Source organism: Clostridium boliviensis, assembly GCF_033342255.1.
Lineage (GTDB): Bacteria > Bacillota > Clostridia > Lachnospirales > Lachnospiraceae > Lacrimispora > Lacrimispora boliviensis.
In genome coordinates, this window is the sequence record NZ_JAWONS010000290.1 from 1 (window position 1) to 26,486 (window position 26,486).

The following is a 26,486-nucleotide window of genomic DNA, read 5'->3' on the forward strand; positions in this document are numbered from 1 at the left end:
AAAAAGCGGTACCAGAGATTTTCTCTCCAATACCGCCATCTTAATTATACTGTTGGTTCTGTATCTGTATCTATACCCTCATCTATATCTGCTTTTGCCTCTGTTTTATCAACCACCGTCTTATCTTCCTGCTTAATGGTGATCTCCGGCACTCCGCTGATGTTAATATTCCGGTTTACCTTGGCATCATAGGTTCCAGCCTTTACGATATCTCCTAAGTCAATCCCGGTGGTTTCCTTCATGGATTCAAACAGCTTTGCCATTACAGCCGGAACATTGCCGGATACGGAATCGAGGCTGCCGCCTTCCCCGCCTCCGATGATAGTGATCTTATCAATCTGAGACAGAGGTTCTGCGATCTTACCTGCCACATCCGGTAATACCTTGATGATCATCTCGGCAACAGCCGCATTGTTGTATTTCTGATATGCCTGAGCTTTCTTTTCCATGGCTTCGGCTTCCGCAAGACCCTTAGCCTTAATGGATTCGGCTTCCGCTTCACCCACCATACGGATACCCTGGGCTTCCTGCTCTTTTGTATAACGCTCGGCTTCTGCACTTGCTTTCTGGGCTTCTGCCTCCTGAACCTTTTCAAACCTTTTTGCTTCTGCGTTTTTCTGGCGCTCATAAAGCTCGGCCTCTGCCTTCTGCTGTCTGGCAAATTTATCAGCTTCCGCTTTCTTTCTGATTTCCGCATCAAGAGACTTTTCCATAACCTCGGCTTCCCGCTGCTTAATCAGTACTTCCTTCTCCTGCTTTGCAATATCTGCATCAGCCGATGTGATTTCAATTGTCTTACGCTGCTCTTCCTGCTGGATCTGGTATGCAGCATCTGCTTCTGCCTTTTTCATATCAGCGTATTTCTTTAAGTCAGATTTCTGAATATCAAGTTCATTGTTCTTGATCGCTATTTCCCGCTCAGAGTTGATCCTTGCGTCATTGGCCTGTTTGTCAGCAGATGCCTTTGCAATGGCAATTTCTTTATCTGCTTCTGCTTTTGCAATGGCTGCTTTCTTCTTGATCTGTGATATGTTGTCAATACCAAGGTCGTCGATGACACCATTGGCATCGGAAAAATTCTGTACATTAAAGCTGACAATATCCAGTCCCATGGCTGCAATGTCCGGCATGGCATTTTCCTTTACCAGTTCCGCGAATTTCATACGGTCGCTGACCATCTCTTCCAGTCTCATGCGGCCTACAATTTCACGCATATTACCTTCTAATACTTCTCGTGCCACCCGGGCTATGTATTCCGTATCCTGATTTAAGAAGTTCTCTGCTGCCAGAGAAAGACGGGTTGGATCACTGCTGATTTTTACATTTACTGCTGCGTCAACCTGAATGTTAATGTAATCCGCAGTAGGAACTGCAGTGGATGTCTTAACATCAATCGGAATCAATTTTAAACTTAATTTATCAATTCGTTCAAGAAACGGAATCTTGATACTGGCTTTTCCGATCACTGTCTTTCTTCTTAAACCGGAAATAATAAATGCCATATCTGGCGGAGCCTTTACATAGCCTGACATCAGGATTGCCAGAAAACCTGCGATCAGAACAACGGCAATAATTGTGGAATACAAACTCATACTCATCATATTCTTTTCCCCTTCTATTGGTGTAGTATTTTGACCTTTTTTTTAATACAGTCGTAGTTATTATAACAAATTAGACTCTTTCATTCAATTCAACAATGCTTAAGCTTTTCTTAACAAATTATCCGATTTTTATATTATTAGCAATGTTTTTTCTATCAAATGCCTGTCCCCGGCCGTGTTTCGCACATCAGCATGTACCTGGAGAATATACTGATAAGAGAGTAATAACATTACAGAAATATGAATATTTGAAAGGAGTTTTCATGGACATTCAGGATCTGCACCTTGAAGCTGCAAAAAACAGCAGAAACTATAAAACATATGAAGAAATGGGGGATTATTATCATCTGAACGGCAATCTCAAGCGGGCTTATCTTTGCTACGCTCACAGCCTGTTCTTATGCAGCAGTCCAAAAGACGTTAAAAGACTGACTGCAAGTATGAAGGACGTGGAAAAGGACCATTCAGCCCAGATACCGGCTGCCGCTTTCTTAATTCCTTCTGTCCCCGGTCTAAGTATGATGAAAGCAATTATACAGACATGCGTCTTAAACAGGGAAGATGTAAAAACGATCATTGTTATGGATGATGAGAGTTCAGCCGATGTCTCCCAATGGCTGAAGGAGCAAGATGAAATCAGGATCATTCCTGTAAAAGATCTGACACCTGGCGCAGCATTTAATAAAGCCAGTGAGCTTACTGATAAACAAGAAGATTTATTATTTCTGGGAAAAGGCTCTGCACTGCTTCCCCATGCTCTGTTCCATCTGCGCATGTCCCTTTATAAGGAAGATTCCATCGGAGCCGTTAATGCTGTCACTAACGGACCCGCCTTTGGTCTGACAGATTTTAATTCCCCTATTGACCGGGCCAGCATTTATGCTGATGAACACAATCTGCCCGGAGATGAACAGATGGATCCGGTTTTAATGCCTTCCTGCAACACCGTACTTTTACGCAGAGATCTCTATGGCGAAACAGGAGGCTTTGATGAACAGTTTCTGACCCAGGAAGTTACAGAAAAGGATTTTTCTTTTCAGCTTCTTAAACTGAAAAAAATCACTTATTTATGCCACCACGGCTATGTTTACTCCTTTGGTGTGGAGCAAAGCAATCAGGCCCGCTGGAGCGATTACAATCATTTTTATCAGAAATGGAACGTACGGCTGAATTATTCCCTGTTCCCACGTCCGGATATTCTGGCACTGATTAAAGATCCTTCAGAAGCTCCCATAAGAGTCCTGGATGTAGGGTGTGCCTGCGGTGCCTCCCTGCTTGCCATTAAGAAGAAATACCCCTCTTCTGAGCCCCACGGAATCGAACTGGATGAAGGCGCCTGGAATATCTCATCTATGCTATTCCCTGTAACCCAGGGCAATGTGGAAGAAAATCTGGATTATGAGGAAGGATACTTCGACTATATTATTTTTGGAGATGTACTGGAACACCTTCATCAGCCTGGCGCTGTACTGGAAAATATGAAACGGTATCTGAAACCAGGCGGAGCCATACTGGCAAGCATCCCCAATATCATGCATATTTCGGTAGTCAGTAATCTGTTAAACGGATACTTTACCTATGAGGAAAGCGGAATACTTGATAAGACCCATCTGCGGTTCTTTACTAAAAATGAGATCACACGCATGTTCTCTCAGGCTGGTTATCAGCTTGAAGATATTGGGGTTACCAGAATCTATATCACACCCGCCCAGCAAAAGCTGATCGAACAGCTCTGCTCCATCAGTACCAGCAGTATGGATGCATTTACTACCTACCAGTATTTAATCCGGGCAAGGAAAAAATAATTTCAGCAAAACGGGCTGTGAGCAATCTGCTTCACAGCCTGTTTTTAACCAGATCCTTCTATTCAATTGACTGGAACATACGTGCACTGCTGATGGCAGACTCCAAAAATTCATTTCCAATACCCGCAAGCGTGGGCAGTGTAAAGAATCCATTTTCCGGCTGGAGATTGTATTTTGTCAGCCCCTTTGAAGTATCCATGCGGTTACAGACATGATGCTCATGTATTGTAAAATTGGGGATAGCTGCTTCTAAGTGAAGAGCCGCATTGGTGGCCAGAGGACTGCCTGCCACATGCATCTGAATGGCAACGTCATAAATATAAGCCAGATCACAGATCTTCTTTACCTCTGTTATTCCTCCGCAGTTTCCAATATCCGGCTGGGCCAGCTGAATTAAATTCTTTTCAAAATAAGGAGCATACTGCCAGCGGCTGAATATCCTCTCTCCATTTGCAATGGGTACTGAAATATTCTTTGTAATATATTCTGATGTTTTAATACCAGGAGTATTAGGTTCTTCAAATGCCCATATCCCGTATTCCTCTGCCAGTCTTCCCAGCTGCACGGCACTTAAAGCATCCGGATAAGAATGATTCTCCATAATAATATCCACATCAGGACCAACAGCCTCTCTGACGGCTTTCATACGGGATTTCACCATTCTCAGTTTTTTCGGGTCAAGAAGTCCTGTAGTATCTAATGAAGTCAGCTTTTCTCCTTTTTCATTACGGTCAAAAAAGTCGATCTTAATGGCATCATAGCCTTCTGCTACTGCCAGACGGGCGTTATTCGCATAATCCTCCGGAGTCACAGCCCAAAGCTGCTTTTCTCCTTCTTTTCCCCAGCCAAACTGGAGCTGACTGGCATAACAGCGAAGTTTATCTCTCACCTTTCCGCCCAGAAGAACATAGCAGGGAACATTAAAATATTTTCCTTTAATATCCCAGAGGGCCACATCAATGGCTGCTATCCCGGAAAATACCACCGGACCGCCGTTCTGTCCCCAAAACGTGCTTTTATACATCTTCTCCCAGATTGCTTCCGTATCCAACGGGTTCATTCCTATCACAAGCTCCGCCAGGTCACAAACCATGCCAAACGCAGCACTTCCCCCTGTTCCGTAAGCCATACCGGCCTCACCGTCCCCAAAGATCCCCTGATCGGTATAAATTCGGCAGCCGATTGGACTGTTCATACGATTGTCGACTGTTTGAAGGCGAAATACATCAATTTTATTTATTTTCATAATCATTTTTTTCCTTTCTATCCTAATTCTATCATTCCTTCTGTATCCACATGCGTCCTACCAGATCTGTGGCGCAAAATGGCATATGTAAAGCAGATAATCAAAGCGGTGATATTAAATCCAGCAAGTACCGGTGTTAATGACCGCATGGAATTCCAGGCAATTATTGCCTGAACAATAAATGCAACTGCAAGAATGGAATAATACAGTGGACTGCTCATATGCATTTTGGCCTTTGCCCATTTAACCGGCATCTTTTGCGGAACTTTTGTCAGGGAATAAAACAGCAGAAAATTATAAACAGACATAATCAGCATCATATTGTTCACAATGGTCTTTACTGAGAATCCAAGCAATACCGGGATCAGCCCTACAATCAGCTGTATGGTGAGTACAACATAAGCTCCCCCTTTCCGGTTCACTGCTCCCAGTTTTTCAGGAAACCATCCATCCTTTGAAGCCTTTAAAAAGGGACCGCACATTGCTCCATAGCTGGAATTCATGGTTGTCAGAAGTGCCATGATGGGACCTCCAAACATAAACACGTAGAACAGTGCCTTTGGAAGAATCTCTCCAGCAGCCAGAGTAAGGGGCTGGCCGGCAACTGTCTCAAGAGGAAGTACCACGGAGTCTATGAGAGCGGCACCGCAGTAAACCACCAGCAGAACAGGTATAACCGCCAGCATGGATAGTGGCATATTCCTTGTTGCATTTCTCGTCTGGGCACCGTAATTCACATTAAATTTATACCCCTGGCAGGAGTAGACCAACAGCATAACTGCCGCCCAGAAACCTTTGCTGCCTTCTTTAAAAAACTCACTGCTTTTAAAATCAAAGGCCGGTGTGAAATCAGCCTTACCTGCACCTGCGATAATGAACAGTAAAAGAGAAGCGATCAGAACCGCACTCATTATTTTTTGTGCCTTGGCCATGTTTGCAACACCCAGCATATTAATAAAGTAAAAGAAAAAGAGGAAAAAGATCCCCACAATCATACCATTTGCATCTGGAAACATGGAATTTACATACCAGCCGAGAGCTGTGGCAAATAGTGACATCCCCAGAGTCTGCAGGGAAAATCCTACAATATACATTCCACCGGCTTTTTGCCCCCCAAGCATCGTGATGATGGAATAATCTCCTCCGGAGTACTTTGTAACAGATGAAAAAATGATAATCGGCAGATTGGTGACAGCACCGAGACAGACGGCCACAAAATAAGCCAGCCAGGCCGAATAACCGGTAAGACCTATGGCCGGACCGATCAGAGTAATCACCCCCGCTCCGATTACCTGACCAATTCCAATCGCCCACAATTCCGTAAACCCCAGAACCCCCTCTTCTTGACGAACCACATTTTTGCCCATATTAAATACCTCCTCCGCATGCAATCTTTACAATGACCAGAACAACTTATCCCCTTCAATCGATACCTTTTCCCCATTGATAACAAGATCAGAAAGCTCATTTCCAAGACCCGGAAGATCCGGAACCTTAAATTTACCATTTACCGGCTGATAATCATATTTACATAACTTTTTATTAAAATCGCACAGATTCACAATATGGTGCTCATGGATTACAAAATTGGGAATTACACATTCAATCTGAAGTGCAGCAGCCGTACTGATCGGACTGCCGCAGGCGTGAATCTGGACAGCCACATCGTAGGTATAAGCCATATCCGCAATTTTCTTTACTTCCGTAATTCCTCCGCATGTTCCAAGATCCGGCTGAATCACCTGTAAGGAGGCATTCTCGAAATATTTCGCATACTGCCATCTGGTATAGATTCTTTCCCCGCTGGCAATTGGGAAATTCAGGCTTTTTGATATGTATTGTGTTGTGACGGGATCTGGAGTGTTGGGCTCTTCATAATAGAAAATATTGTATTTTTCAATTGCTCTTCCAAATTGTACTGATGACTGTGCATCCAGGAAGGAATGATTTTCTATGATCAGGTCCACCTTTGGACCAATTGCATTACGGACTGCTTCTACCCGTTCTACGATTGTCTGAAGCCTCTCAGGCGGCAGAAGTGTGGTCCGCTCCGTGTCGCTGTAGCTTGTACCATCTTCCTTGTAGGTAAAAAAATCAATCTTAATGCAGTCATACCCCTCAGATACGGCTTTCTGTGCATACCTTACGTAGTCTTCTGTTGTATACGCAGCTTCCATGGAGGGCTGCCATCCGAACTGCAGCTGGCTGGCATAGGTTCTTAAATGATCCTGGCGTTTTCCTCCCAGCAGCTTATAGACCGGAACTGAGAAGAACTTCCCTCGTATATCCCATAATGCCAGATCAATAGCACTCATTCCTGCAGTAAAAACGCACCCTCCATTTTGTCCCCAGAACGTCTGCTTATAAAGCTTATTCCAGATCACTTCATTATCCAGTGGATCCATTCCAATAATCAGTCTGGACAAATCCTGCACCATTCCAAATGCACCTGTAGAGCCGATCCCGTATGCCATGGCGGCTTCTCCATCACCGTAAATTCCTTCATCCGTATAGATCCTGCACAGCACCGGCTTCCAGACAGGATTCTCCGGATCGTTAATCTGAAACACATCGACCTTTGTAATCTTCATGTAACATCCTCCTTGTTTGTTTGTTCACTTGTTCGCTAGGTTAATCGTACATCACCTCAGGCTCTCTGTCAATACTTTGTTACATTTTCATGTTATGTATAATTTTATCTGTATTTTGTTGTGCATTTTCAACAATTTCATTTTCTATTTATTCAAAATCAGAGGAGTACATTTGAAAAGGAATTGCAATATCTGACTTTTTGTGCCAAAATAGTGATAACTTAAAAAAGCGAGTGAAAAAAATGAACGATAAAAAATCAATGAAAATTACACATATATCAGCTGTGGAACAAGTATGTGAAAGCCTGAAACAATCCATTCTTGCAGATGAATGGCAAATCGGCGAAAAACTGCCATCTGAGAGCAGCCTGGCAGAGCTTTATGGTGTAAACCGTCTGACAGTACGCATGGCACTTCAGAAACTGAATACGTTAGGGGTTGTGGAGACAAAGGTCGGTGAAGGGACTTACATTAAGAAATTTTCTCTTGGAGATCTTTTTTATGACATTTCAGACTTCTTTTCTTCAAAAAAACCATTTGATGAAATTTATTCTCTGCGTATGCTGATTGAGGTCGAGTGCTGCAGACTGGCCATGATTCACGCCACCAATCATGATCTGAAGAATTTAAAAAAGCAGCTGGACCGATACCTGGCAGCCCGGGAATGCTTTCAGCAAACGGCTACTGAGGACTTATTACAGATATTGGTGGAAGAAGACCTTTTATTTCACTATCATATATTCCGCATCAGCCACAACACGGTTTATGCTGATTTATTTTTATTGATTAAAAATATTATCCGCCAATATTTACTGGAGATTATACCGAGGAAAAATAATCTCTGGATAGAAAAGAAGTACAGCGAAGATCCGGACAACCATGTTACAATTTACAAAGCTCTGCTGGACAAGGACTTAGAAGCATGCAAACAGGCTTATAATGAAGCTCTTTCCATCAATCTTGTAATGGAGGACAGTGAATAAGGAAATGAAGCGTTACTCATTTTTTGTATTTTTTTATTTGGTATAACTTTTCCAATAAAAGAAATAATAAAACAAAAAGCAAAAAGTGAGGAGCCCTATGAAACAGAAAGCAAATGGTCTGACTGCAGGCCACTTAACACTGATGGCATTGGGAACCGTAATCGGCGGTTCCTTTTTCCTCGGATCATCCGTAGCCATACAGGCCGCAGGTCCCGGGATTATACTCTCTTATCTGATATGCGGAGTTATGGTCTATTTCATCCTGTTTGCTCTTTCTGAAATGACTGTCTCCAATCCTTCCTCCAGTTCCTTCCGGTCATTCGCTTCACAATATTTAAGCAAGGGCGCCGGATTCGTCGTTGGCTGGGTTTACTGGACCGGAATGGTAATCGCCATGTCAAGCGAGGCGACTGCTGTATCTTTGCTGTTTCGGACATGGTTTCCCAATATATCCATACCGATTCTGGGAACGATTCTAATTCTGAGCGTGACTCTTATTAATCTTCTGGGAGCCAGCCAGCTCAGCAGTCTGGAAAGCATTCTTGCAGGAGTAAAGATTGTTGCCATCCTGGGATTTATTCTTTTTGGCGCTCTCATCGTATTCGGACTTGTACCTGGTTATCAGCCAATGGGATTTCAGGTATTAAGGTCTGAACCCTTCCTCCCCGGAGGCATTAAAAGCCTGGCAGGCAGCATGCTGATCGTGCTTTTTACCTATGCAGGCTTTGAGATTATCGGACTTGCTGCCAGCGAAACACGGAATAAGGAAAGAAATATCCCACGGGCAATTCATCTGACCGTAGGATGGCTGGTATCCCTTTATATTCTCTGCATTTCCGTTCTGCTGCTTCTGGTACCCACATCCGCTTTAACCGGTGATGTCAGCCCCATGGTGACAGCCTTAAACCGTTATCAGATGACATGGGCGGGTACTGCCATGACAGTTATATTAATCAGCGCAATTTTGTCCACCATGGTAGCTGCCATGTTCGGAATCGGCAGAATGCTTCGTTCTCTGGTAGAAGATGGTCTGGGGCCTGGTTTTTTAAGAGACAGAACCGATGTGCCTTATAGGGGTATTCTGTTTTCCGGCTGCTCCATGCTGCTGTTTCTATACTTCGGGCTGTTTTTTCCGCAGGTTTATTTATTCTTAATCAGCTCCGGTGGATTTGCACTTCTATTTACGTATATCATGCTGATGGCTACTCATATCCGTTTTCGTAGAAAAAACGGAAAACCGGAAGGGAACTGCCGGCTGTGCGGATTCCCATACAGCTCCTTATTTACGCTGGCAGGTCTTCTCATCGCCATGTTCAGCATGCCGTTCATAAAAGGACAGACTATAGGATTTTTCACTGGAATGGCTTTAGTTGCATTTTTCTGTGCCTGTTATCCGCTGGTACGTGCCAACGCAAAACGGAGGAATCCGAGTCCTGAGCGCACACCGGACGATACTGCACAGCGCCGCAGGCTGTTAACGGAATTCTCGGAAGAAATTCATCATTCCGATCTACCTGAGAAATAAAGACAGAAACAATACAAGAAAGCGTCAGGAACCGGTCTGATATCCTGTGATACCACCTGGTTTTTGACGCTTTTTCCATGCTTATTTAGCTGCCCCCTGTCCGATTAACGGGAGTCCAGATGGAAGGTCATATATTTTTTATTCATCTTTAATCAATATATTATTATTCTGTAAATATATGTTTAATGCTTTTGCTAAAAAACTCTCGATTGATTTCTGGATATCTTTCGTATTCTCAGGCCATTTAGAAGAATCTATACCAATTGAAAAAAGTGTTTTCATCATCTCCTTATCCCCAGATGTAAACTCATATACCAAATCCCACCAACGTTTTGCAAGCTCCTGCCCTCGTATTCCTGCTGGGTCTTCACCTTGGTGATACAAACTGTCAAGCTGCGAAAACAACTCATTTTCCTCACACTGTATTTCAGGGTTTTTTAGCAAACTATTATTAATTGTTCTCAACTGCTCATCATCAAAATATTGGACAATAAATGTATAGGGATTTTCTTGATTCATTAATTTCAGAATTGTAACTATTCTGTCCATGCTTATTTTTTGTCCAACATTTGTTTCGGCAATTGCCATGTTTAGTGTTTCTACGATTTTATTTAAGTTTTGAATTTGATTTAATAATATTTTTCGCTGAGCTGTAAAAACTTTTTCTAAATCATCACCATTTGCCTGCTTTGAAATGATGTCATCAATTTCCTTAAGAGAAAATCCTAATGACTTTAAAAACAGAATCTGCTGTAATTTTAACAAATCATCCCGATTATAAACTCTTTTATGACTCTCGTTATACTTTGAATTCAGCAAATTTTTCTGATCATAATGTTGAAGTGTCCTTACGGAAATTCCCACCAGACTTGCTAACTCTCCAACTTTAAACAATAGTTTTTTTTCATCTTTCATTCTATTTCACCTCGGGACTAGTTTTTTTACCTATAGTGAAGCTCCTACCAGTGCTCTGGAACAATATCAAACACATTTCTAAGGAGCTCTACCTTTACGTATTATTTCTATTAATAATACTGGCTTATAAATATGTATTCATTTATTATTAATAATTAATTTTATTGCACACAACGCGAGGTCACGTATTATACTCAAAAAATAAGTTGTATAAAATATAAATACTTAGTTTCTTGTAAATGATTAAAAATTTTTATGAGGTGATATTATGTCAAAAGTATTGTTTTGGGATGTTCCTCTTTTTGGTCATGTAAATCCGTCATTAGGCCTTGTTGAGGAATTATCACAAAGGGGAGAACAAGTAATCTATTACAGCACAGATACATTCAAATCAAAAATCGAACAGGCGGGAGCTATATACCGATACAATTATGAATGTGATGTGTTCCAAAAAATATTATGTGAAAATCAGATAATGCCTAGTGCAAAAAGCTATATAGAATTTTTTAATAAGGTATTAACTTCTATCGATCCAGCCATTAATTATATGATAGAGCAACATAACCTGGAAAAATTCGATTATATAGTTTATGGATCTTTGCTTACTTATGGTAAAATTTTATCTGAGATACTAGAAATTCCTTCCATTTCCATGTTTTCCCTCCTTGCATCGGTTAATGATTTAACTGGTACATATAAAGACAACAATATGGTGGATTATCAAAATATAGCTCAATCACTCTGTTATCATAAAATTTCTGATAAAATCAGTTTAAAATATGGAATAAAATTTCCGTTGCTTCAAGACTTGTTTTTTAATAAAGGCGATCTAAATATTATATTTACCTCAAAATCATTTATGCCAAATCCAGAATACTATGATTCAAGTTATATCTTCATGGGACCTGCCAGCAATCCTGACGACGGATCCGTTGATTTTCCTTTTGACAAATTAATTAACCAAAAGGTAATATATATTTCTCTTGGAACTATATTCGGTGCAACTGAGTATAAATTATATCAAATTTTTTTTGATGCATTTAAAGATACTGAATACATTGTTGTTATGTCTGCACATAATGCTGATATGCATAATATGAAAATACCCCCAAATTTTATAATAAGAAACTACATCCCTCAAACAAAGCTGTTAAAATATATCAAAGGAGCAATCATACACGGAGGAGCTAATACAACAAATGATTTGTTAAAACATGCAATTCCTTTTATTGTTATACCAATTGCAAACGACCAGTTTTTTATGGGAAAGAGGTGCGAAGCACTTCATTTGGCAATTTGTCTGGACAAAAATTGTATTTCACCGACACTAGTCGCTAATTCTGTCAATCAGGTTTTATCTGATCCAATATATATGAAAAATCTTAAAATAATGCAAGAAAACTTTAATGCATGCGGCGGTTATCAAGAAGCGACTGATAGAATATTAACTTTCATTGCACATAAATAGCGATAATTCGGTCATAAATATAGGAGGGTGATGACAATATCTTGGACAACTTAAGCAGTTAATCCAAGGTTATTTGGGCTAACAATGTATCGATTCTCCGGTTGAGTATTATTGTCAGGCGGAGAATCCATCTTCACACAGATAATCCAATATGGGGAGTACGGCATTCATAGTTAAATATTAAGTTTAACAAAGTTTGTAAAGTCTTCAATTTCATCGAAATTATTCCGTAAAAGGAGCATTTTTTCTGCTACTTCAATACAATATCTTTCAACTATGTCCCTGGCAGTGTTATCTATAATAGCGTCAAGTTCTGGCACATGTGCCATCCCAATTACTCTACGTAGCATTTCACAGGCGCAAAATCCGATGCTTTGTTTAAGATTATGTTTTAAATATTTTTCGACAAACATCTGTTTACATAGAAGATAACTCTTGTCATTCAAATTACATAATTTGGTGAATTTAATTTTAAATGAATTCCAAGTATCTTCAATTACCGATAATAGGTATTGTTTAAAAGCAATACTACACACTCTCCCGTTATACTCCCAATAAAACAAGTCAAATAATATGTTCGCAAAAAATAAACCGATATCATAGCTTATCGGACCATAAAACGTAAATTCACTGTCAAATATTTTACAATTATCTTTTGAGACAAATATTGAACCGGTATGAAGATCTCCGTGAATAAGCGCTTCCGGCGTATTCATAAAAACATACCGTAGCGCATCTATTTCAACCTTTACTTTATCATAGTCCCAAAGTTTTAATGCAATCGGATAAGTACCCGGTCGTATATTATTTGATAAACTGTCTTGATACGGGTCGGTGAAAACCAACCTTTCAGTTATGTCGCAAAGCTCCGGATTATCAAAAGAAACAGCCAACTTTTTTTTTTTACTTGAATCAAAACCAAAATCAGAGGTATAGTACAACGTTTTGGCAAGATAATCTCCAATTTGTCCAGCAAGCTTTTGATAAATCTGCATATTCATCAAACCTTTTCTCAATATTTCCATATGGCTTAAATCTTCCATTATGAAAAGATGTTCTTCTTTGCTTTGCAAATATACTTTTGGGACATATTCACCACAGAATTTAGATAAAAACTTTAGAGATTCATACTCTATCTTATTCCGCTCAACCGTAAGTGGCCAAGCTTCACCTGCAATTTTAAGATACGGCAAAGCCAGTTTAATAATAACAGACTTCTTATCCCCGTCCTCATCAGTACTCGCTCTAAAAACATAGTTAAGATTGCCGTCTCCAATCTCCTCAAATTTAATTTTTGAGTTTTCCGAGAAAATTCTCCCGTTCTTTAATAGAGAGCAAAATCGTTCTAAACTTTTATTTTCCAAACTATTTATTCCTCCTATCAAACTGCGAAAGCGTAAGACAGATTACAGAAACAGAAAGTGTCGTAAGCCATGTTTTATAACTTCCCACGTTTAAAATGAGTAGCACCAGTGCAGCTACTGAGAGTCCAAGTGCCACCGCTTTATAAATTGTATGCAAAAAGCTTCTATATTCCATAATATCACTCCTTATTTTGTTAAAAGATTAAGTTTAGAACACATTGATCGGAAATGACTTCTTACATCAGCATGTGCTTTTTCCGATATTTCCCGCCAATATGATTTGCTGATTCCTGCTAAATATATTTTGTTCAGTATGAGCTGAGCGAGATCATCCTGGTTACCTATTGTATGAAAAAAATTACGGGTTTCTGGTCTTTCGCAGATACCTATAATAGGCGACAAATAATATTGATCCAGTCCAAACTGATAAGCAAAATCTCTCAGTTTACTTCCTAACATTCCGTTGCTGAGATAGCAATCCATTATAATGGTTGGTATACCCTGTGCAAGCCCTGCCACAGCACCATGATACCGTACCGTCAAATACGTATCAAGTAAACTAACAAGACACCAGGTTTCTTTCGGTGTTAAATGCGAACCTGCATACCTTGCACCAGGTACCAGAGCCGCAAATGTTTCACAGGCGGTGACATCTCCATATATCTGCCCAAAAGGAAAAATCACAATGTCTGTGTCTGGCTCTTTCTTTATGATTTCATTCAATGCGATAGCAAGCTGCTGTTGAAAAGAATTAAGTGGTTCTTTTTGCAATTCGGGTCCTATGGAAACTCCTATACACTTCTTTCCAAAAGAAACTCCTATTTTCTTTTTAAGTTCATTCATACTCTGCACATCGCATTCTATTCGTAAACCACTGGCAGCATCGGGTACCAGATGAATTTTTTCTGTCTGGCAGCCCACTGTTTCCAATAACCTTTTTGTGCTCTGAGAACGTACACTCACATATTCTAACTTATCAACAGCATTTTTTATTTTGCCGTACCATTTTTCAAAGCGAGGATCGTTTACCGGCGTGTACTGGCTACCTAAAGCATTCCATGCCGCTTTAGGATATTTCCTGTCTTCACAAAGTAGAAAAGGATCAAAATCATGTATCGGTAAAAGCAATGCACCTCCACCGATAATAACAGCGTCATATTCATTCAACCTGTCATAAAATTTTTGATATCTGCGACCGATGAATTGAACATTTCCCTCTTTCTTCTTATTATAGGAAAAGAATTGCTGTATAGAATATAAATCCACGGATAGTTCCGGGTTAATTTCTTTCAGCAATTGTTCTGTTGCCATACCTATTAATTGATCGCCAGTATTTTGAAAACCAAACGCCCCAAACACCGCTATTTTCATACCCATTTCCCCCTAATCAGAACTTGATTCCCTGTTCATTATAGCAGAGTAAAATTTTGAGACCTGAGAAAACTCCCTGTTCTGCAGTTTATTAAGTTCGACAATTTTTTGCCTATCACTTTTGACAATTTCATTGTAACTGCGCCTACCTATTTCATTAAACCCATATAGCTTTGAATTGGATGTCATTATATTCGTTTTGTTGCTTTGTAAAAATTCAAGATTTTTGTAAAGTAGTTTTTTATAATTGGTTATACCTTTCAGCAACTCGATTCCATATCTTTTCGGATACCGACCAATTAAGCTGTTGGGAACTACAAAATACTCATTTACCCAGAAGTAATTGATATTCTCTTTATTCTCGCGTATAAAATGGCAAGTTTCCTCAAAATCTTCGTCTAATTCCTGTGGAAGGCCAATAATTACCTCTATATCTGACCAAATGCCCAAATCATGACACCATTGAAGTACACGCTTCGCATGGTTTAAATCAATTTTCTTATCAATCAAATCAATAATTTTTTGACTTCCACTCTCAAAACCAAATGTAAGTTTGACACACCCCGCTTTTTTCATTAATTCCAACCGTTCATATGTTAAGTTATTAAAACGCCCGCAGTCAGACCAGTATATCTCTACATTGTTTTCTATCACTTTGTGGCAGAACTCATTAACGAACTTTATTGAATAGTTAAATGCATTATTTAGGAAATAAAAATATTTAGTATCATATTTTTTTTGTAGGATAAGAATATCATTGAGGACCTGATCTGGATCTCCCCCCACAATGCTCCCCCTGTCATAATCACTTTGGGTACAGAATGCACAATTATATGGGCAATTGTAATTGAATATGTAAGGTAGAATCAGGGTTGGCTCTAAATCTATTCCACTATTTCTATTATATCGGTTTATAGCCTGACCTGGACTTCCTGTGTAGGTATCTGGCCATTTAAAAAAGTAAACAAGATTCTCAGGTAATAATTTACCTTCTTTATCTTTTTTCAAAAACCGCTTGTAGTAAGACATATCAAATCCACTCCAATTCGGGCGCACCACAATTGGTTTCATTTCATCATTTGCTTTAATCTCCCCCCCTTTTAGTGAAAATACAAGACCTGGTATCTTTTTCATAATATCATTTTCCGCACCGTTGTTAAGGCTCTTAATTATTTCATAAATGACTCGTTCCCCTGCCCCTTTGATAACAAACTCAAACTGCTGAAGCACTAATTCCCATAATTCCCGGAAAACATCTTGAAAGATAAAAAGGAAAGAAATATTGTTTCCCCCGACGAAAACAAGCTTCTTATACTTCACCTTTAAATATTTCGCCAGAAGAAAACCGAACTGGATTTGAAGAAATGAAAAATCAGCGCCGATGGAAACCCCGTATGAATCATAGGATTCAAACCCAATATCTACTGTCAATTCTTCAATAAGTTGTGTAAGCTCCGCATCTTCTCCGGTATTTAAATAATTTTTAAACCGCTCGTATTCATACACAGCTTCAAGCCTTTTTCTATCCGCATTTCCGAATAGCTGTGAGAGTGATACGTTTAGATCATTCATTCCAACAGTAATACCCTTTTGTTCAAGGTAACCACAAATAACACCAAGTCCCAAATTTAGCGGCAGACTCGCAATTTCTCCAGGATATTGCAGACTGGTTTCCGAAGGTGAAAGAAATAAAAATGTGCTTCTTATCAAAATATTTTCCTCCTTATCAATCAATTTTGAGTTATTGATTCTTGTGCAAAACTTTGTAGCACATAAAATTTCCTTTTTTTATAGCTTCTTTTGAATATGCCTTAAAATTTCAGCTGGCGAATCCAAAGAAGCAACTATGTCTCGATATTTCTTTGCTCTTTCTGCAAACCCATCACGTACCGTTTGATTTTTAAGTATTTCTATTATTTTGAACCTCACGTCATCTTCATCAAAGATTTCGGCATTCTCCATAACATCTATATAGGGGTTATCCTGTAGCATTGGTTCCAAAAAGCGATACCATCCTACAGGAAACATTCGGTAAGGATAACACATATCCATTGACCGAAGTGCCTTCATGATCTGAGGATTCAATGGGAAACCTGGCTCTATTACTTCGCCCTTTTTAAATCGGAGTGAATTAGAAAGTACCATAGTAGGCACACCGGACAACGTCAGTTTTGCAAGTGTTGTTGATGTGATGTTACGTGTGAGGAACAGATCGCAAGCCATTGCATAACGATCAAACATGCTAGGTGCAAGTCTACTGATATATCTGATATTCGAAAGCGAGACATTTTTTTTACCACCTACTTGAATCACCTGGGCATATTTCGAAAGAAAAATTAGAAGGCGATTAAATACCCCATCCGTTGCCTCAACAAAACTTTTGACATGTGGATACATCTTATAGGTCTCCTGCCACATTGCTGATGTAATAAGAACTACAGGCCTATCCTTTTCAATCCCCAGTTCTTCCTGCACCTGCTTTTTACTTTTCTCCATATACGGTATTACATTTTGCATTAGTGAATAATAATACTTGTCGCCACATGCTTTATTCAGCGGGTTTGCAATCGGACATGGAATTATTTTAAAGCCATACTTATCGATATTAACATTTGATACCTTTGCCGCTCTAAAGCCATAGGTATCCATATCTCTTTTCTGACATGTCCAATCAAAATTGTCAAAAGTTCCTATTGGACAGTCAAACAGCTTTAAATCTTCATAAGTTAACCCATAATGTTCTTCACAAAAATTATAATTGAGAAAATCGGATAAAATCACAAGTCCTGGTTTATACTTTAGAACGTAATCCTGAAAAAGTATGCGGTTTATCTTGCCCATACCATGAAAAAGCAGTGTGTAAGGTATTTTCTCTTTTTTCAAAATTTCAGCATGATTCGATGGAATAAAGAAATATGGATGATAGCCCGATTTTATGATTCGTTTTGCAAACATAACAGCGATCAGTATTTCCCCATAGGACCAATAACTCGTAACAATAAATGCGATATTCATAATTTAAACACTCGCTCATTCTTTTATAGCCGCAAATTCATCCGCGCCATAATAAAGTAGATACTCTTTATAAACTCCCCCACATTTTTGAAGCTTATCACAATATTTACAGCATCCTACCTGTTTGCAAGACTCATTCCGCATGAACTTATCATAATCTTCTAGTATCGTGGTCCTGTATAGCAGTTTAAAATGATTCTGTTCCCAATCCAACATATATCTCTCATATTCCCCCAGCACGCAATACGGGAAGCCTTCCAACGTACAGGTGATGTTTTTTTCTACAACAAAATCAACTGCTTTTTTTACTTCATCCATAATTTCAAAATAATGCGGTGTAACTTGATGAAAATTTTTGAATGCCTTACCTGCTGGATGAATAGCGGATATGTTTATATGCTGCACTCCCAAACTTATTGCCAACTCCACAATCTCGCGTAAATTAGCTACATTTTGTTTGCACACAACGGTATTTGTCCTGACTTTTTTCCCAAGAGCTATTACATTTTTTATCCCAATTACCGTTTCATCAAAACTACCTTCTACATTGGTGAAGTAGTCTTGCTGTGCAGCGTCTTTCCCATGTAGGGAAACGACAAAGAGGTCAACTCCCCTATCTACAAGAGATTTTGCAAATTCTAAATCTTTTAATAACCTTGCATTCGTCTGTATGGAAACAGCAGGGTAATCAAACCCTCTAATGTCTTCCAGAATATTTAAAAGTTCCGGAATCGTCGTCGGTTCCCCTCCATGCAGATTCACACACTCATATCCCTTACCCGCATTTTCTTTCAGAAAATTATAAATTACCTTCTGATTTACCTTTTCCTTCGATTTTTGACTGGAATTCACCACACAAAAATTGCAGGAATTATTGCATTTATCGGTTAAATGCACGCTCAGACTTTTCATTTTATCCCCCCTAATTGTTAATTAAATGTACGTTTAATAATTCACTAACAGTTTTCTCTTCATTATGCTCCAACTGGATTTTTAGAGACACAAATTTTTCAGTGTCACCTAGATCATAACAATATCCGTCCTCAAAAAAATGAGCAAAGACACGAAGTTCTTTATCAACCGCCATATTTAAAATATCACTTAAAATAGCTTCTCCTTTTGTTTTATTGTAACTATTTTTATATTCCAAAACATATTCATGAAGTAATTCTGTAAACTTCGGACCCCAGACGATGATGTTCCAAGTATTAAAAACCTTAGTCATTTTCGGTTTGTCATAGATTTTTATCACTTTACCGGTTGTTTCGTCGAAACAAACCGGTGCCAGTTTTCCAGGAGTGTCTGTAGGAAAAACGCCGATTGTCAAATCTGCATTTTGGGCAATATGCTCATTTAACAAGATTGAAAAGCTGGTATCTGGTTCCACAATCGTATCCGGCATTCCAAGTAATACAGTAAAACCTTTAATCCAGCTATACGCTTGGTCGATTGCAATAGGCATACCATAATACTTGGAATCAGTATTCTGACAAACATAAGCAATACTCGCGTTATATTGGCTACCGTCACCGTAAAATTTTATCAATTCACTTTTTTGTTCATTGGTAACCATAATAACATTTTGAGCTCCTGTTGTAAGCATATTATCAATGACATACTCTCCCAAAACTTTCGGAACTCTTTTTATCTTACCGTCTACTGTACAATAACGATAACCTATGGTCGTTAGTTCCTTCACACCACGGTATGGTTTCATTCGTTTTCCTATGCCTGCTGACGGTATCAAACATACTACTTTGTCGCTACAATCATGCATCTTCTTCCCCTCCATAATTATTTTATTCCTGCCACTTTGTTATCTGTGAAGTACGTAAATACTATTCTGACGACAGTTCATTTTGCTACTCTATATAGTAATTTCAGGACAATGCTCCATACTTTCTTGCATTTAAAATCACTTCCATCAACTCCTTAGGATAGTATTTACTATAGATTCCAAGAGGTAAATAAATAATTATTTAAAGCTCAATTTCTGTTTTGATATTTCTTTTAACCCGTATGCTTCTTTTGTTTTGCACTGCAATATAATCTTCCATCATCGTACCTGCAACAAGAGACCATGTTTCAACATCAATTATAAGCGTTCCAGAATAGTATGAACTCCCCTCTCTCTTTGCTTTTAAAACATCATCCACCATTTTCACTTTGGAACCATCGCAACGGTATAAGAAGAATGCACAAGATTTTTCCTTAAAGCTCGTATATCCCATAAAAGTTACATTAAATATTCCGTTTTTAAAAATAGATTCTTCTGAATAAAACCCTAATCCCAGAGAAGATTGTGTCTCTGATATATTTTTCAGTTCAAAAGTCTCTCCGATCATGTTACATTTAAGTCTAAGGCTTGTTAAAGAACCCATAAAAGTCTCAAACGATATAATATCGTAAATCTGCATAATAAACAGGTAAACACTAGACAGTTTGGGAAAGCGTTGTACTTCTTTCCAAAGTTTTTCTACCTGTTCTTTCGCTTTCAATAATACAATGCGTCTACTTAGGGTTTCAGTACCTATGAATTTACTGTCTATAAGGAAATATGGAATTTTGAAATTTTCTCCAAACGTCCAATGCATTGGCTCCGTTTTTCTGCTTGAAGAGAAGAGCACCTGGTCCATTACAAAGTCATTAAGTACATAGCTTTCTGGTATAGATTCAATTATTTTTCTAGTATACTGGCTCTCAAGGTTCTGCCACTTTACAATATCCCCAGTCATATTCAGAAATAGGTTGTTCATTTTAATATGATATCTGTAGTTTTTCCCTGAAGGCAAATTTAGGCACGGCTGAAATTCATTTTCATATAAATCTTTAATATGCGCTACTAATTCCATAATTCACCCCTTTATGAAACTTATTTTTTCCATGATTTGCTCTGGCGTATCCACTCTTTTTTGCAGTTCATTTATATATTCTGACTGACGTTTTTTTATATCTCTTATCTTGTCTATATCAAACAGATAATCATTGAAAGACTGTACCGCCTCAATCATTTTAAAAACCGGTACTTCCTGATATGTTTGAGTATAGTTGTTATTCCGCATCACACTTTGCAGAAGAGCATACCACCCGAAAAAACCGGCTTTAAAGGGAAAAACCTCTCCAACTTCCCTTGCCATAATCTGATACCATTGTGGCATATGCGTAAGACGTTTTTCCAACCTTTTGAAATCAATATGCTTACTGTTTTGGAAAAGTAAACAGGGTACGTTACCAAAAACAGCTTTGGACATCGTAACTGAAACCGAGTTAATTGTAATGAACAAATCGGAAGCTAATAGTAATTCATCAAATTGTTCAGGAACTAGATACGAGTGGTGAAGATAGCGAATCTTATTCCCCTGAACTATTTCCCAAGGCTTAGGCCCAATGTGAATGATGGTAACGTTTCTATTCAGCTCAAGCAGGTAATACTGCAACATAAGAGGAATCCATTTCATTAGCATCTGAAGAGACGATGAAAGGTGAAAATTGATTATTTCCCAAGATGACGACGCATAAAAAATTAATTTTTCACTCTGCGATATGCCAAACTTGCTCCGGATAAACCGTTTACGACATTCAGAAATATGTAAATCCTTGTCATACAAGCTAAAGTTAAAAACAGCATCATTTTTTCCTCTCGGTACATTCAATGGACAATCTCTAACCACAAAGTCGCATTTTTTTAGCAACGGAGGTAATTTTTCAAAAATCCCCCCATAATAGTCCGGAGTAAAATTTGTTGATAAATACTCATATTCATCAACACCAATAATGGGTATGCCATACATCTTCAAGACTTTCATACAAACGCCAGACCATGTTTTTGAATACTCTGTTGTATATACATCTGATAGAAAAAAATAATCCGGCTTAAATTCTTCCACGTACTGTTTAAATCGCAAAAAATTTGTTGCAGCATCTTCTTCACTTTTAAGAACAAAATACTTTTCTTTTCTATTATCGAGAAAAGATACAAATTGGGGCGAAATCAAAAATTTCACGTCATAATTATTTTTTGCAAGCCTACTACCAAATTCATACCCTATCGTAAGTTCTCCAGTGGATATTTCACTTAAAACAATGATTAATATCTTTTTCATGGCAACTCCTATAAGCAGTCGTAAGTTCAATAAGCAGCTTCACTTTTCTAAAAAAAAGCATGTTCTAAATGTTCGGCTCTTTGCATAAGATCCTGGTAATGCATTACCGCAGCTTTTTTAATAAAACTCTTAAAAATCGAATGTATAGTGGAGGCAAAGTTACTTATTTTACATTTTTGTAATTTTTCTGCTTGTTCGATGATATCCAACGCTTTTGGAATTTCCGATGCATTCATATAGAGTTCTGCAAGCAAAAAGTATGGTGCGATAAAATAAGGCATATAATCACTATTTTCTTGAATTTGAATCATATCTCGCAGCTCATCTATAATCACACTTTCGTCCTTGTTATTATTGGGAAGCATCATCAATATTCTGATTTTATAAAGCCATGCGAGCCAGTAATCGGGCTTATCCTCTAAAATCTCTTCAAAAGCAAATAATGCTGCTTCTACTTTCATTTTACTTTCCAGCGCATCATTTGATGTGTTTGCGCAAAGATTAAATAGTGCATATGATAGCTTAATATATGTATCATTATCGTTTTTTTCATAAGCATCCTTCAAGATATCAGCTGCTTTTTCTTTATTTATTTTTGCACAAAGCGCAGTTGTTCTAATAATATCTATATCTTTGGCCGTTACAGTTTTAAACTTTAAATCAGTATTGTTCATTATATATCATCTTCCCCCGCTTCTTCCATTAAAAGTTCTTCTTCTACATCCGGAGTATAAACTGCCGAATCAGCAGAAAAGTATTCTTCCAAATTTTCTGGTGATAGCTTATCAATATCATCCTCTCGAAGTGACTTAATGAGGATTTTTTGAACTTCAGTAAAATTGTATTCTTCCAGTACCTTATCCGTATCTGATATCAACATTTTTTTAAATTCTGCATCTTTAATCGCTCTCATCAGCAGGGATCTAATTTCGGAAAAATCTTGATTTTCTAGGTTACCCATAAAACTTCCCTCCATAATATAATATATTTGTATAATGTATAATTAACGTTGAGATTATATTGATAGTATGTATCAAGCCAATACTCAACGATTATTGTATTTTATAATCTTCTTACGATAGTACTCCTTTTGATATTTGCCGAATTCTTAAATATGTTAAAGTAATTGCTACCACTCCAATAGCTGTCAATGCAAGTAGTGCTATCATACTGCTATAATCAGTTTGTCTATGAAATGCCAAGCCCTTAAACATTTGCATGGCATGAGTTGCCGGAAAAATACGTCCAACCCACATAAGAACCTTTGGAAGCATTGAGGTGTTAAACATGATGCCACTTAATAGAATCGAAGGCAGGAAAACAAGTTGTGAAAATGTCGTAACGAACGACTGGTTTCTGGCAACAGTTCCAATAAGTACACCAATTGCAGTACTTGTAAAAAGAAACAACAGCAAAACGAAAAAGAACAAGACGGGATATGTTGGATTATCGCTCTTAAAAATTAGTGGCGATGTACAAAAAATAATCACGGATACAATCAATACGTGAAGAAATGCGCTGATAGCATGAACAAATGTCACCATTCCATTCGATATTCCGTTTACAGAAAAGGCCCTTAGTGTTCCCGATTCTCTCATTTTAACAAGCGGTCCCGGTATGCCAACAACAGCTCCCATTGTTACCGCAAATATAATCATCGTAGCTGCAAGAGTTGATTTTGTTTCAGGTTGAGAAAAAACCGAACCAATTAAAATATAAAATAAAAGGGGAACCACATAATAATTCATCAACGTTCCTTTTTCTCTTAAATCCATTTTTAGCTGGATCCAAAGAAATTTCAAAAGTGCTTTCATTTTATCTCACCTCCGCTCACAAGTTCAAGAAAACTTTCTTCTAGTGATGGTCGCTCAACGCGCAGATCAATTACAGAGTCATTTGCCTCTTTCACTCTTTGCATCAAAGCGCCTATTGCCAAAGCACTATCACTGCATGCCCAGATACTGTAACGATCTTTTTCTCCAAAGAAGGTTGCGCCTTCAATTTTACATTTGGAACTAAGACTGTTTCTGTCCGTACGGATTGCAATTCTTGAATCACGCTTACTTGCGGCAGTAACATCAAAAGGTGTCCCTGTCACTGCAACTTTTCCCTTGATAACAATACTTATCTGATCGCAAAGTTCCTCCGCTTCCGCCATATCATGTGTTGCAAGTAACATCGTTACGTTCTGTTTTTTGAGTTTACGAATCTCATTGTGCAATTGTGCACGTCCTTCCACATCAAGTCCTGCAGTCGGTTCGTCTAGTACAACGACGCTCGGATTGCTGACTAGAGCAAGAGCTAGATGCAAGCGTCGCTGTTGTCCTGTGGAAAGCTGATGATACTTCTTTTTGATCATACCCTCTATGCCAAAGCACTCTAGTAAATCACTTCGGTATTCTGTTTGATGCCATGCACAAACAAGCGCCATTGCCTCACTGACTAACATTCCATCCGGGAATGAGGAAGATTGAAGCTGAACCCCCACTTTGTTACGTATCTCTTTTTTATCCTTTCGCGGATTACATCCCGCCACAGTTATATTACCACCATCAATTCTCCGTAAACCTTCCAGGCACTCAAGCGTCGTTGTTTTCCCCGCTCCATTTGGTCCCAGAAGGCCATAAATTTCTCCCTGTTTAACGCTGAAACTAATCCCATTAACTGCAGAAACAGCCCCGTATTTTTTGATAAGTCCCTCGACTGAGATAATAGAATCACTCACTATATAACGCCTCGCTTTCCAATAATGTTCGATTTAATCTATAATATACCTCTATTCTTCATATGAATTGCTTGTACTGCCCTATTTAATTAGACTCATCATTGCTACAAGCCTATTAAAATTACTATAACCCCGAGTTTATGTGCAAGTTCTCCTGCTGTGTAAGTCACCATAGGTTTCACCTCCACTTATTCTTTCTACCAGAGTATACAATATTACGTTACGTCGTGAGCAATACTATTTTTAAATATTATTTATATCATAATGCTTACTTGAGGCTGCTAAGCCGATATAGCCTTTTCTTATTATTTAACCTACAATAACGGTGTATTGATATGGTCCAACAAAACAATTAACACGTCTTTCTTATTTATTAATGAATTCTTTTAACATGTATCTATATACTTATCTGTATACCAGGGAGTTTATAAGCTTTCTTTTTATTTATCCCACAATTCGATAACGTATTTATATTTTCTATAAGAAGGAATCTTACCACAAAAAAAATCTTTATTCTATAAAACAGGAAGACTTCTCACCGCAAGTTTTGACATTTTTTATTTCTTTAATAACTCGGCAAATTATTATAAGAAATGATGTTATATAATTTAAGTTATAATCAAGAGAAGAAGGTTAGATAGATATCGACTTTGGCGCCCATACACCGGATAGTGCGCTTACTTGCTTTTTTTTGACTCTAATTCCTTCATTTGAACAGTAGCATTATAGAGCTGTTCAAACGTACCTGCATCTGTCCATTTTGATTGAATGATACCATAGGAAAGTTTACCTTGCTTTGCATAAAAATTTAAAACATCTGTGGCTTCATATTCATTTCTCCGACTAATTTTTAAATTCTTAAGTAATGAAAACACTTCAGACTGAAATATCCATAGTCCTGTATTTACATAATTTGTTGCCGGTCTTTCAGGTTTTTCTACTAATTTAATAATTTTATTATCATCAAACTCGACTACCCCATAATTTTCAGGATTATTTACTTTTGCTATCAAAATTTTGGCTTTATATTCGTTTTTTTGTTCCTTGAAATTTTCCGTATATGGTTTCACATCTTCTGTAACAATGTTATCACCAAGGATTACAATAAAATCATCGTCTTTTACAAAATCCTCAGCACATAGCAAAGCTGCTCCAGTGCCAGTATTACCCTCCTGTATTTCATAGTGGAAATTTACTCCCCATTCCTTTCCATTATGAAGAAGTCTGTAAAAATCCCCTATGTATTCTCCAGATGTTACTATTAAAATTTCTTTAACACCAGCTTTAACTAAGGTCTCAATGGGATAAAAAATCATCGGTTTCTTATAAATAGGGAGCAAATGTTTATTTGTAACAACCGTTAATGGATACATTCTTTTACCATTTCCACCAGCCAAAATAACACCTTTCATAGGTTAAATCCTTCCTTTCGATCCACAAAAAACTAATATTCAACTTATTCATTAATTTAATCCATAAATAATTCATTTTTTTAATTTCCCTTTATACTCCTCCAATATTCTGTATTTTCATTTTCCAATACTTTTACTTATATGTTTTTTCATTAATATAAAAAAGTAGAAAATTTAATTCAATAAAACTTCTCCACTCATAATTATGTATTATCTCACCACCTTTCCCACCTCAAATAGTCAATCTATTTATTCTCTTTAATCTTATTCTATCATGCGACGTTACGTCATAAGCAATAGTTAATTTTAACTTTTAATATCCCCTATTTATCCAATTAATGTTTAGATTACTGTTGCACACC

At 38.1% G+C, this 26,486-nt stretch carries 23 protein-coding genes; 4 read left to right on the plus strand and 19 right to left on the minus strand.

Annotated elements, in window-relative coordinates; genetic code table 11:
- Positions 1–44: 44 nt before the first annotated feature.
- Entirely contained in the window at positions 45–1,601 is a 1,557-nt protein-coding gene (locus RZO55_RS20390) for an SPFH domain-containing protein (RefSeq protein ID WP_318066103.1), read from the minus strand.
- Positions 1,602–1,864: 263 nt separating this feature from the next.
- On the opposite strand from RZO55_RS20390, the gene RZO55_RS20395 reads away from it, so the two are divergent.
- Complete coding sequence (locus tag RZO55_RS20395) at positions 1,865–3,406, plus strand: class I SAM-dependent methyltransferase (RefSeq protein ID WP_318066104.1); 1,542 nt, start codon at positions 1,865–1,867, stop codon at positions 3,404–3,406.
- Positions 3,407–3,464: 58 nt separating this feature from the next.
- On the opposite strand, the gene RZO55_RS20400 is transcribed toward RZO55_RS20395, so the two are convergent.
- Genes RZO55_RS20400 through RZO55_RS20410 form a run of 3 tightly spaced genes read right to left on the minus strand, consistent with a single transcriptional unit; the run spans position 3,465 to position 7,243 of the window.
- Positions 3,465–4,652 (minus strand): mandelate racemase/muconate lactonizing enzyme family protein, encoded by a 1,188-nt coding sequence (locus tag RZO55_RS20400; RefSeq protein WP_318066105.1) that lies wholly within the window; start codon positions 4,650–4,652, stop codon positions 3,465–3,467.
- 17 nt (positions 4,653–4,669) lie between these two features.
- Positions 4,670–6,019 (minus strand): APC family permease, encoded by a 1,350-nt coding sequence (locus RZO55_RS20405; protein WP_318066106.1) that lies wholly within the window; start codon positions 6,017–6,019, stop codon positions 4,670–4,672.
- A 27-nt stretch (positions 6,020–6,046) separates the two neighbouring features.
- Positions 6,047–7,243, minus strand: coding sequence for a mandelate racemase/muconate lactonizing enzyme family protein (locus RZO55_RS20410; protein ID WP_318066107.1), 1,197 nt, complete (start codon positions 7,241–7,243; stop codon positions 6,047–6,049).
- Between the two features lie 260 nt (positions 7,244–7,503).
- Between RZO55_RS20410 and RZO55_RS20415 the strand changes: the two genes are divergently transcribed.
- Both RZO55_RS20415 and RZO55_RS20420 read left to right on the plus strand, forming a co-directional pair.
- Positions 7,504–8,226 (plus strand): FadR/GntR family transcriptional regulator, encoded by a 723-nt coding sequence (locus RZO55_RS20415; RefSeq protein WP_318066108.1) that lies wholly within the window; start codon positions 7,504–7,506, stop codon positions 8,224–8,226.
- Between the two features lie 97 nt (positions 8,227–8,323).
- On the plus strand, positions 8,324–9,751 hold the full coding sequence (locus tag RZO55_RS20420; RefSeq protein WP_318066109.1) for an amino acid permease: 1,428 nt from the start codon (positions 8,324–8,326) through the stop codon (positions 9,749–9,751).
- 138 nt (positions 9,752–9,889) lie between these two features.
- Here the strand turns inward: RZO55_RS20420 and RZO55_RS20425 are convergent, their stop codons facing one another.
- On the minus strand, positions 9,890–10,666 hold the full coding sequence (locus RZO55_RS20425; RefSeq protein ID WP_318066110.1) for a MerR family transcriptional regulator: 777 nt from the start codon (positions 10,664–10,666) through the stop codon (positions 9,890–9,892).
- 268 nt (positions 10,667–10,934) lie between these two features.
- Between RZO55_RS20425 and RZO55_RS20430 the strand changes: the two genes are divergently transcribed.
- Positions 10,935–12,134 carry a macrolide family glycosyltransferase gene (locus RZO55_RS20430; RefSeq protein ID WP_318066111.1) on the plus strand — a complete coding sequence of 400 codons (1,200 nt, stop codon included), beginning with the start codon at positions 10,935–10,937 and terminating at the stop codon, positions 12,132–12,134.
- A gap of 173 nt (positions 12,135–12,307) precedes the next feature.
- Here RZO55_RS20430 and mtnK read toward each other — a convergent pair whose 3' ends face one another.
- The 14 genes from mtnK to RZO55_RS20500 form a co-directional block, all read right to left on the minus strand.
- Positions 12,308–13,498 carry an S-methyl-5-thioribose kinase gene (mtnK, locus tag RZO55_RS20435; protein ID WP_318066112.1) on the minus strand — a complete coding sequence of 397 codons (1,191 nt, stop codon included), beginning with the start codon at positions 13,496–13,498 and terminating at the stop codon, positions 12,308–12,310.
- Between the two features lies 1 nt (position 13,499).
- A complete protein-coding gene (locus tag RZO55_RS20440) occupies positions 13,500–13,673 on the minus strand; it encodes a hypothetical protein (protein ID WP_318066113.1) in 174 nt (57 codons plus the stop codon).
- Positions 13,674–13,684: 11 nt separating this feature from the next.
- On the minus strand, positions 13,685–14,869 hold the full coding sequence (locus RZO55_RS20445) for a polysaccharide pyruvyl transferase family protein (RefSeq protein WP_318066114.1): 1,185 nt from the start codon (positions 14,867–14,869) through the stop codon (positions 13,685–13,687).
- Positions 14,870–14,881: 12 nt separating this feature from the next.
- Positions 14,882–16,579: a B12-binding domain-containing radical SAM protein gene (locus RZO55_RS20450; protein ID WP_318066115.1), complete on the minus strand. Its 1,698-nt coding sequence runs from the start codon at positions 16,577–16,579 to the stop codon at positions 14,882–14,884.
- 78 nt (positions 16,580–16,657) lie between these two features.
- Positions 16,658–17,824: a DUF6365 family protein gene (locus RZO55_RS20455; protein ID WP_318066116.1), complete on the minus strand. Its 1,167-nt coding sequence runs from the start codon at positions 17,822–17,824 to the stop codon at positions 16,658–16,660.
- Positions 17,825–17,899: 75 nt separating this feature from the next.
- Positions 17,900–18,796 carry a radical SAM protein gene (locus RZO55_RS20460; RefSeq protein ID WP_318066117.1) on the minus strand — a complete coding sequence of 299 codons (897 nt, stop codon included), beginning with the start codon at positions 18,794–18,796 and terminating at the stop codon, positions 17,900–17,902.
- 10 nt (positions 18,797–18,806) lie between these two features.
- Complete coding sequence (locus RZO55_RS20465; protein WP_318066118.1) at positions 18,807–19,661, minus strand: sugar phosphate nucleotidyltransferase; 855 nt, start codon at positions 19,659–19,661, stop codon at positions 18,807–18,809.
- 202 nt (positions 19,662–19,863) lie between these two features.
- Positions 19,864–20,736 carry a hypothetical protein gene (locus RZO55_RS20470; protein ID WP_318066119.1) on the minus strand — a complete coding sequence of 291 codons (873 nt, stop codon included), beginning with the start codon at positions 20,734–20,736 and terminating at the stop codon, positions 19,864–19,866.
- Positions 20,737–20,739: 3 nt separating this feature from the next.
- Positions 20,740–21,987 carry a DUF6365 family protein gene (locus RZO55_RS20475; protein ID WP_318066120.1) on the minus strand — a complete coding sequence of 416 codons (1,248 nt, stop codon included), beginning with the start codon at positions 21,985–21,987 and terminating at the stop codon, positions 20,740–20,742.
- A gap of 47 nt (positions 21,988–22,034) precedes the next feature.
- On the minus strand, positions 22,035–22,661 hold the full coding sequence (locus RZO55_RS20480; RefSeq protein ID WP_318066121.1) for a tetratricopeptide repeat protein: 627 nt from the start codon (positions 22,659–22,661) through the stop codon (positions 22,035–22,037).
- Positions 22,661–22,948, minus strand: coding sequence for a hypothetical protein (locus RZO55_RS20485; RefSeq protein ID WP_318066122.1), 288 nt, complete (start codon positions 22,946–22,948; stop codon positions 22,661–22,663). The genes RZO55_RS20480 and RZO55_RS20485 overlap by 1 nt, the downstream gene beginning before the upstream one ends.
- A gap of 112 nt (positions 22,949–23,060) precedes the next feature.
- Complete coding sequence (locus RZO55_RS20490; RefSeq protein WP_318066123.1) at positions 23,061–23,801, minus strand: ABC transporter permease; 741 nt, start codon at positions 23,799–23,801, stop codon at positions 23,061–23,063.
- The gene (locus tag RZO55_RS20495; RefSeq protein WP_318066124.1) at positions 23,798–24,712 is read right to left on the minus strand and encodes an ABC transporter ATP-binding protein; all 915 of its coding nucleotides are present in this window, start codon (positions 24,710–24,712) and stop codon (positions 23,798–23,800) included. Before RZO55_RS20495 ends, RZO55_RS20490 begins: the two co-directional genes overlap by 4 nt.
- Positions 24,713–25,389: 677 nt before the next feature.
- Positions 25,390–26,124, minus strand: a complete 735-nt coding sequence (locus RZO55_RS20500; RefSeq protein WP_318066125.1) for a sugar phosphate nucleotidyltransferase — start codon at positions 26,122–26,124, stop codon at positions 25,390–25,392.
- Between the last annotated feature and the right edge of the window lie 362 nt (positions 26,125–26,486).

Excerpts from the sequence above, each read along its gene's own strand:
- RZO55_RS20390 (WP_318066103.1), bottom strand. The coding sequence starts at position 1,601 with ATGATGAGTATGAGTTTGTATTCCACAATTATTGCCGTTGTTCTGATC.
- RZO55_RS20395 (WP_318066104.1), top strand. The coding sequence starts at position 1,865 with ATGGACATTCAGGATCTGCACCTTGAAGCTGCAAAAAACAGCAGAAAC.
- RZO55_RS20400 (WP_318066105.1), bottom strand. The coding sequence starts at position 4,652 with ATGAAAATAAATAAAATTGATGTATTTCGCCTTCAAACAGTCGACAAT.
- RZO55_RS20405 (WP_318066106.1), bottom strand. The coding sequence starts at position 6,019 with ATGGGCAAAAATGTGGTTCGTCAAGAAGAGGGGGTTCTGGGGTTTACG.
- RZO55_RS20410 (WP_318066107.1), bottom strand. The coding sequence starts at position 7,243 with ATGAAGATTACAAAGGTCGATGTGTTTCAGATTAACGATCCGGAGAAT.
- RZO55_RS20415 (WP_318066108.1), top strand. The coding sequence starts at position 7,504 with ATGAAAATTACACATATATCAGCTGTGGAACAAGTATGTGAAAGCCTG.
- RZO55_RS20420 (WP_318066109.1), top strand. The coding sequence starts at position 8,324 with ATGAAACAGAAAGCAAATGGTCTGACTGCAGGCCACTTAACACTGATG.
- RZO55_RS20425 (WP_318066110.1), bottom strand. The coding sequence starts at position 10,666 with ATGAAAGATGAAAAAAAACTATTGTTTAAAGTTGGAGAGTTAGCAAGT.
- RZO55_RS20430 (WP_318066111.1), top strand. The coding sequence starts at position 10,935 with ATGTCAAAAGTATTGTTTTGGGATGTTCCTCTTTTTGGTCATGTAAAT.
- RZO55_RS20440 (WP_318066113.1), bottom strand. The coding sequence starts at position 13,673 with ATGGAATATAGAAGCTTTTTGCATACAATTTATAAAGCGGTGGCACTT.
- RZO55_RS20445 (WP_318066114.1), bottom strand. The coding sequence starts at position 14,869 with ATGAAAATAGCGGTGTTTGGGGCGTTTGGTTTTCAAAATACTGGCGAT.
- RZO55_RS20455 (WP_318066116.1), bottom strand. The coding sequence starts at position 17,824 with ATGTTTGCAAAACGAATCATAAAATCGGGCTATCATCCATATTTCTTT.
- RZO55_RS20460 (WP_318066117.1), bottom strand. The coding sequence starts at position 18,796 with ATGAAAAGTCTGAGCGTGCATTTAACCGATAAATGCAATAATTCCTGC.
- RZO55_RS20465 (WP_318066118.1), bottom strand. The coding sequence starts at position 19,661 with ATGCATGATTGTAGCGACAAAGTAGTATGTTTGATACCGTCAGCAGGC.
- RZO55_RS20470 (WP_318066119.1), bottom strand. The coding sequence starts at position 20,736 with ATGGAATTAGTAGCGCATATTAAAGATTTATATGAAAATGAATTTCAG.
- RZO55_RS20475 (WP_318066120.1), bottom strand. The coding sequence starts at position 21,987 with ATGAAAAAGATATTAATCATTGTTTTAAGTGAAATATCCACTGGAGAA.
- RZO55_RS20480 (WP_318066121.1), bottom strand. The coding sequence starts at position 22,661 with ATGAACAATACTGATTTAAAGTTTAAAACTGTAACGGCCAAAGATATA.
- RZO55_RS20485 (WP_318066122.1), bottom strand. The coding sequence starts at position 22,948 with ATGGGTAACCTAGAAAATCAAGATTTTTCCGAAATTAGATCCCTGCTG.
- RZO55_RS20490 (WP_318066123.1), bottom strand. The coding sequence starts at position 23,801 with ATGAAAGCACTTTTGAAATTTCTTTGGATCCAGCTAAAAATGGATTTA.
- RZO55_RS20500 (WP_318066125.1), bottom strand. The coding sequence starts at position 26,124 with ATGAAAGGTGTTATTTTGGCTGGTGGAAATGGTAAAAGAATGTATCCA.